Origin of the sequence: Bacillus glycinifermentans (genome assembly GCF_001042475.2) — a bacterium.
GTDB classification, from domain to species: Bacteria; Bacillota; Bacilli; order Bacillales; family Bacillaceae; genus Bacillus; species Bacillus glycinifermentans.
This window is the reverse complement of the sequence record NZ_LECW02000069.1, coordinates 1-940: the sequence shown is the minus strand read 5'-3', so window position 1 is coordinate 940 and position 940 is coordinate 1. Positions and strand designations below refer to the sequence as shown.

General features: G+C 53.3%; 2 protein-coding genes. Both read right to left on the bottom strand.

Annotated features, from left to right (window positions below):
• The coding region (locus AB447_RS23860; RefSeq protein WP_057957780.1) for a P-loop NTPase family protein at positions 1 to 630 on the bottom strand (630 nt) is incomplete at its 3' end.
• A 13-nt stretch (positions 631 to 643) separates the two neighbouring features.
• Positions 644 to 790 carry a hypothetical protein gene (locus tag AB447_RS26015; protein ID WP_156416018.1) on the bottom strand — a complete coding sequence of 49 codons (147 nt, stop codon included), beginning with the start codon at positions 788 to 790 and terminating at the stop codon, positions 644 to 646.
• Between the last annotated feature and the right edge of the window lie 150 nt (positions 791 to 940).

Here is a 940-nt window from a genome sequence, read left to right as displayed (position 1 = left end):
AAGTTGATTCGTCACTCTCGCGTTAACTATTGCGTGAAGATATCCGCGAAATGCTGGCGTACAATCCCGCACACCTACGTCATCCAGCACCGCAAAGGGAGCCGACATCGCAAGCGTCATCTTACGTTGGAATTCCGCTAGGCCGTCCTCGTCGTTCGTCATGGTTGCGAGGTTGAATTCCGTCTGCCATTCGTTCACATCGAGGAAATAGGCGGGACGTAGTGATGGCGTTAAACCTCTCCGCAAAGATCCGCTGTAATGGACGCGCAGCCATTCGTTAAGGATTGCCGCCGCTGTCGTCGTCTTTCCGGTGCCGGAGTTCGCACTGTATAGATACAACGACTTAATCCGGTCAGCCGGTTCGATATAGCCTTCCGTTTGTTCAAATTGGCGCTCGAACGTCTTGACGTAGTTTTCAACCGATTTATATACCGCAGGCTGCCCCGCTCTGGCCGGAGAATTGGCGAGCGTTGTTAGGCGGTATTCTCGCGGTAATCCTGCCGCCGCAGATCGGCCGCCGTTGCCCGATGCGCCGTGTAGTGCGATGAAGTGCGGGCATTGGCGGGTACAGGCGGACGTGCCGGCCGCTTTGCACCCGTTAGCCAGGACGCAGTTTCTTTCGTTAGTCAATGGCGTTCACCTCCTACTTTTCGCGGATAATAAACTCCGCTCTAATTTCTTCAAAGTTAACTAATATCTTTCCGTGCACAGGCGCATAACCTTTTCGTGTAAGCCACTGCGCCATAGCTTCGATCATTTCGTCTTTATCCATCGTATACTTTAAAGCCATTTCGCAATCCTCCGTTTAATAAAAGTCGTCGCCGATTTCCGCCTGCTGCTCCCGCCTTTGTTGCGCCGCTTCTTCGGCCCTGATTTCCGCCACTGCCCGCTGCAAATTCCGTCCCATATACGTCTGCATAAATCCGAAGCTGATGCCCGG

What these genes read in the sequence shown, in the direction of transcription:
- AB447_RS26015 (WP_156416018.1), bottom strand. Translation starts at nt 790, where the DNA reads ATGGCTTTAAAGTATACGATGGATAAAGACGAAATGATCGAAGCTATG.